Annotated in this window: 5 protein-coding genes and 1 pseudogene; 2 read left to right on the plus strand and 4 right to left on the minus strand. The window is 64.0% G+C overall.

Annotation, left to right across the window (positions count from 1 at the left end):
* Positions 1–1,073 (minus strand): annotated as a pseudogene (locus BJQ90_RS07920) (hypothetical protein); the annotation flags it as partial.
* A gap of 178 nt (positions 1,074–1,251) precedes the next feature.
* On the opposite strand from BJQ90_RS07920, the gene BJQ90_RS07925 reads away from it, so the two are divergent.
* Positions 1,252–1,452: an AsnC family protein gene (locus tag BJQ90_RS07925; RefSeq protein ID WP_226759751.1), complete on the plus strand. Its 201-nt coding sequence runs from the start codon at positions 1,252–1,254 to the stop codon at positions 1,450–1,452.
* Positions 1,453–1,544: 92 nt separating this feature from the next.
* On the opposite strand, the gene glnA is transcribed toward BJQ90_RS07925, so the two are convergent.
* Positions 1,545–2,969: a type I glutamate--ammonia ligase gene (glnA, locus tag BJQ90_RS07930; protein ID WP_226759752.1), complete on the minus strand. Its 1,425-nt coding sequence runs from the start codon at positions 2,967–2,969 to the stop codon at positions 1,545–1,547.
* A gap of 298 nt (positions 2,970–3,267) precedes the next feature.
* Here glnA and BJQ90_RS07935 point away from each other — a divergent pair, with 298 nt between their 5' ends.
* The gene (locus BJQ90_RS07935) at positions 3,268–3,705 is read left to right on the plus strand and encodes an RDD family protein (RefSeq protein WP_226759753.1); all 438 of its coding nucleotides are present in this window, start codon (positions 3,268–3,270) and stop codon (positions 3,703–3,705) included.
* 506 nt (positions 3,706–4,211) lie between these two features.
* Here BJQ90_RS07935 and BJQ90_RS07940 read toward each other — a convergent pair.
* Positions 4,212–4,586 (minus strand): DUF3817 domain-containing protein, encoded by a 375-nt coding sequence (locus BJQ90_RS07940; protein WP_226759754.1) that lies wholly within the window; start codon positions 4,584–4,586, stop codon positions 4,212–4,214.
* Between the two features lie 121 nt (positions 4,587–4,707).
* Positions 4,708–5,469, minus strand: a complete 762-nt coding sequence (locus tag BJQ90_RS07945) for a DUF4191 domain-containing protein (RefSeq protein WP_226759755.1) — start codon at positions 5,467–5,469, stop codon at positions 4,708–4,710.
* Between the last annotated feature and the right edge of the window lie 185 nt (positions 5,470–5,654).

Consider the following 5,654-nt stretch of genomic DNA (forward strand, 5'->3'; position numbering starts at 1 on the left):
GGGGAAGGTGCCGGGGCCGGGGCGGGCTGGGTGCCGGGGACTAGCTCGCCGTCCGCGGCGACGATGTCGTTGTACAGCGAGGTCTGGGTGTTCGGATTGTAGCCGGGTGCCGTTGCGGTGACTTTCGCCCGGATCCAGTGCCCGCCGTCGGCGGCCACGACAGTGTAGGTGCTTGCGGTGGCCCCGGCGATCGCCTGGCCGTCCCGCTCCCACTGGTAGAGAAGAGTTACCAGTTCGCCGCCGGCGTACCACCCCTGGCTGCGTTCCACACTGAGCGTGTTGCCAACCTTGTTCCCGCCGGCCAGCCACATTTCGTCGGTGGGCTCGATGAAGCCGGCAGTGACGGGCGGGGCTGTGTTGAACATGGACAGGCTTGGCACGCCGGCCGAACTGCCGGTCACCTTCAGGGTGACCATTTTGCCCAAGTCCGGGACCTTGATCGTGTAGGTATCGGCGGTGGCCCCCTCGATGTCCACGCCGTCAGCCTGCCACTGCAGTTTCAAGGCCATCCACCCGGGCGACCAGGTCCCCAGGTTGCTGACTTCCAGCGTGAATCCGACCCTGTTCCAGCCCCACACGGTCGGAACTTCGCCGGTGATGCCGGGCCGGGCCGTGTACTCGGCCGTGTTTGCGCCACTGACCTTCGGGGAGGGCAGGGTGGTCTCCACCCCGTCATCCATCCCTGGGGCGGAAGCGGTCACGCGCAGCGCCATGGACCGGCCGGTGTCGGACCCCGCGATCTCGTAGCTTTCCCCGACGGCTCCGGGGATGCCGACACCGTCGCGCAGCCACTGGTATTTCAGCGTATTTGTTTCGGTCCCCTGGCCGAAGAGCCACAGGCCTGGGGAGGATGTGAGGGTTTGCCCCGCCTTGAGGATGCCGGTGAAAGTCGGCTGGAGCGCCGCCCGAACCTTGGCAAGGCCTGCGGCGCTTTCGCGGTAGTCGCGGCACGTCGTCCCATCACCAATATCCCAGCACGCCGCAGTGGCTTGGGCGGGGCCGGCAAAACCGACGGTCGACAGGATGATGGCGGCACCGACGGCAGAAGCCGCGCGCGACAGAGATCTCTTCAATTTTTCCCCCAAAGAATGCCCTTGCCGTGACCGGGAAGGGACTTGGGACACATGCTACAAGAGAAACCCACTTCTTCCGTTCCGGCGGGTCGGTAAGCAGCCTCAAGCCCCAATGTCGTCAACTTTCGTTGACTTGGGAACTGGTTGTCAACTAGGGTTGACGTCGAGGAGGTGCCCGATGAGAACACTGATCGGTTCGATGGGCGGCAAGGATCCGGCGGAGGCGCTGTACGAAGTGGCCGAGCTGCGCAAGGAACTGGCCCGCACCGAGACGGAAATGGTACTTCGTGCGCGCCGGGCAGGGTTGTCGTGGGAAGCTATCGCGACGTGTCTCGGCGTGAGCAAGCAGGCCGTGCACAGAAAGTACGGAAAGCGCTGAATCGGTACGCGGGCCCCGACGGCTTAAAGCGAGCGGCCCCCACCAGGAGGTGGGGGCCGCCGTCGTGCAATCCCTTTTGGGAAAGCCTCTAGTTAGACGCCGTAGTACAGCTCGAACTCGTACGGGTTCGGGCGCAGCGAGAGCGGACGGATCTCGTTCTCGTACTTGTACTCGATCCAGGTGTCGATCAGGTCCTGGGTGAAGACGCCGCCGGCCTGGAGGAACTCATTGTCCTCGGCCAGTGCATCCAGGGCCTCTTCGAGCGTGCCCGGAGCCTTGGGGATGTCCTTGGCTTCCTCGGCGGGGAGCTCGTAGAGGTCCTTGTCGATCGGGGCCGGCGGTTCGATGCGGTTGCGGATGCCGTCAATGCCGGCCATCAGCTGGGCAGCGAAGGCCAGGTAAGGGTTGGAGGAGGGGTCCGGAGCGCGGAATTCGATGCGCTTGGCCTTCGGGTTGGAGCCCGTGATCGGGATACGGATACCGGCGGAGCGGTTGCCCTGCGAGTAGACCATGTTGACCGGAGCTTCGAAGCCCTTGACCAGGCGGCGGTAGGAGTTCACCGTCGGGTTGGTGAAGGCCAGCACGGCTGAGGAGTGCTTCAGCAGGCCGCCGATGTACCAGCGGGCCATGTCCGAGAGGCCAGCGTAGCCCTTTTCGTCGTAGAAGAGCGGCTCGCCACCGTTCCACAGCGACTGGTGGCAGTGCATGCCCGAACCGTTGTCACCGAAGACCGGCTTCGGCATGAAGGTGACCGACTTGCCCCAGGCGTCGGCAGTGTTCTTGATGACGTACTTGAACTTCTGCAGGTCATCAGCCGCGTGGGTCAGGGTGGTGAACTTGTAGTTGATCTCAGCCTGCCCGGCGGAACCGACCTCGTGGTGGCTGCGCTCGACCTCAAGGCCGGCTTCGTCCAGGGCGATGCACATGGCGTCGCGGAGGTCGGCCTGCTTGTCGGTGGGGGAGACCGGGAAGTAGCCGCCCTTGATCGGGGTCTTGTAGCCGAGGTTGCCGCCCTCTTCCTCGCGACCGGTGTTCCAGTGTGCTTCCTCGGAGTCGATCTTGTAGAAGCTGCCCTGCGGGGAGGACTGGTACTGCACGTTGTCGAAGACGAAGAACTCGGCCTCGGGTGCAAAGAATGCGGTGTCGGCGATGCCGGTGGAGGCCAGGTAGGCCTCTGCCTTCTCTGCTACGCCGCGGGGGTCGCGGTGGTAGGGGTCACCGGTGCGCGGGTTCACGATCGAGAAGTTCAACGCGAGGGTCTTCTCAATGCGGAACGTGTCGAGGAACGCGGTAGTAACGTCCGGGATGAGCTGCATGTCCGACTCGGCGATGCCCTGGAAGCCGCGGATCGAAGATCCGTCGAAGAGCTGGCCGTTGACGAAGAAGTCCGCGTCAACGCTCTTGGCGGGCACGTTGAAGTGCTGCTGAACGCCAGGGAGGTCGGTGAAGCGAATATCGACGAATTTTACGTCTTCGTCTTTGATGAACTTGAGGACTTCGTCCGCAGTCTTGAACATCTATGCTCCTTATGCATGTGAAAGATTCGGCCGTCAGGCCGTGTGGTCCAGCGCAGTCCGACAGCGGGAAAAACGCAAACGTCTACCCCGCTCCTATGCCGCTAGCAACTGTTACCACCCTAAGGACACGGGATTTCCCCATGGTGTCCGCTTTGTTTCCGGCAGGTTACAGAACGCCCTGACAGGTAAACGGTAGTCGCTGTCCACAAGGTGGCCTATCCGTGACCAGAGTGTGGCCCCCGGGCGTCCACACTCTGAACAGATCCTCGGAAGCGTCCATTGCCGATAGTCTTGGATAGTGGTTGATCGCAAAGACATAGGCTCATGGCTCAGCGGGCCGGACACATCCGGCATCTCGAAGTATCCGGGGGAGCGGCTTGGCCTGCCCGAGTCCGGGCCTGGGTCCATTGCCCGTGCCGGCCGGCGCATCGTCGCTATCTGCATCGACTGGGCAATCGCGCTGCTGATCAGCAACTTCGCGTTCGCCGGGGATTCCTGGGCCACCCTTGCCGTGTTCGCCGTCGAGCAGGCGCTGCTGGTCGGCACCCTCGGTTACAGCATCGGCCACCGCATCGTGGGGATCCACGTCATCCGGCTCGGCGGCGGCCCTGCCGGCCCGCTCCCGGCACTGGTCCGAAGCCTCCTCCTGTGCCTGGTGATCCCAGCCGTCATCTTTGATCCCGACCACCGCGGACTGCACGACAAGGCCATGAACACCGTCCTCGTCCGGATGTAGCATGCCGCATGCCGCATGCCGCATGCCGCATGCCGCATGCCGCATGCCGCTTCGAGCGGCTCGGCGGCTCCGTCTCGACTCCGCGATTTGCCTCGAATGGCCGCTAAACCGCCCCGTCTAGCGGCCATTTGCGTCAACTGGAGGTGGACGTGGTGCTCGTAGCGGCCATTTGCGTCAACTGGGTCGCGGGCGTGGTTGTGGTGCCGCCCATTTGCCAGGAATGGCCGCTAAACAACCCCTTGTAGCGGCCATTTGCGTCAACTGGGTCGCGGGCGTGGTTGTGGTGCCGCCCGTTTGCCGGGAATGGCCGCTAAACAACCCCTTGTAGCGGCCATTTGCGTCAACTGGGTCGCGGGCGTGGTTGTGGTGCCGCCCATTTGCCAGGAATGGCCGCTAAACAACCCCTCGTAGCGGCCATTTGCGGCCATTTGCGTCAACTGGAGGTGGACGCGGTTTGCGTATTCCGAAGTCCCGCGGACCGGAACCCTCGAACGGACCAGACGGACTTAGCCGATGGCCGTTTCGCTGGCTGGCTCCTGTGCCGGCTGGGAAGAATCCTGTCCGGTGTTGATAGTCAGGTAGCCGTGACGGCCGGCCCAGCGCTCGAACCCGACCGTGGCGAAGGGGAAGACTGCGGAAAGCCCTGCGAACAAGGCCACCCGGAACGGCCAGCGTTGCAGACCCCACAAGGTCAATGCTGAGATCCCGTAGCCGATGAAGAACGCCCCGTGGATCGGGCCTGCGATCTCCACCCCGAGCTCCGTGGTCCTGGTGACCCATTTGAGGAACATGCCCACCAGCAGGGCGGCCCAGCTGAATGCCTCGGCGATTGCCAGCACCTTGAAGATTCGGATCACGGCAGGCGTGGAGGGCAGTTTCATGGCGGAGTCTCCGGGTTCTGTCCCGATGGGACGTAGGGGATGCTTTGGGCAAAGGAAACGCCCCGGCTGCCGGCCTCGAAAGGCGGTTACCGGGGCGTCCCTGTGGTCTGGCGTGTGTGGCCTAGCGTCCGCGGGCCGCCTTGCGGTCCGGGCGGGCCTTGTAGGGATCGATGCCCTTGGGAATGGGCAGGCGGCTTCCCAGTGAGGAGATGCGCTTGGAGACCGTGCTGACCTCAAGCTTGGTCAGTTCGTTCTTCAGTTTCGTCATCTTCTTGGCGATCTGACTGATCGGCACCTGGCCCTCGCCGCGGCCGCTTTCAATCACGTGGATGGTGACGTTGGGAAGGATGCGGGCGAGGCGCTTGCGCTCGGCGTCGAGCAGCGGCTTGACCCGGTGGCTGGGGCCCTCGCTGACGAGGACAACGCCGGGACGGCCGATGGCACGGAACACCGCGTCCTGGGTCCGGGGGTTCACGGCGACGGGCTGCTCTTCGACGATCCAGCCGCGCTTGAGTGTCCCCAGCGCAGCCCCCGAGGCGCCGGGCTGGTTTTCAATCCGCGCAAATGCGGCGCGCTCGGCACGGCGGGACAGGATCAGGGTTGCCGCCAGGAGGCCCAGCGGGATGCCGATGATCAGGCCGGTGATCCAGTTGTCCAGCAGGAATCCGACGACGAAGCTGACAGCAACGACGCCAACGAACGCCAGCAGCATGAGCCACGTGACCATCGGGTCGTGCTGGCGGGTCATCTGGAAGACCTCGCCGATCTGCTTCAGACGGCTCGGCTTCTTGACCTTGGCCACCTTGGGCTTACGGGAAAAGAGGCCCCGCTTCGGAGCATCAGAAGCCGGAGAGGAGTTGCTGGAATCAGGGGAATTCGCCATAGTGCCTTAATTCTACGTGATGGACGGCGAAGGGCCGGACGCCGAATTCCTCCGGTGCCGGCCCTTCGCCGCGATCGTTACAACTGGGTTCAGGAGTGCGCGGCTAGAAGTGAGCTGGCTTCCTGGCGGGTGGTGCCGGAGGACTCGATGTGGGCGAGGTGGGCCGGGATGTCCCAGCCTTTCTT

The sequence above is a fragment of the Arthrobacter sp. SO3 genome (assembly GCF_020532825.1).
Classification (GTDB): Bacteria; Actinomycetota; Actinomycetes; order Actinomycetales; family Micrococcaceae; genus Arthrobacter.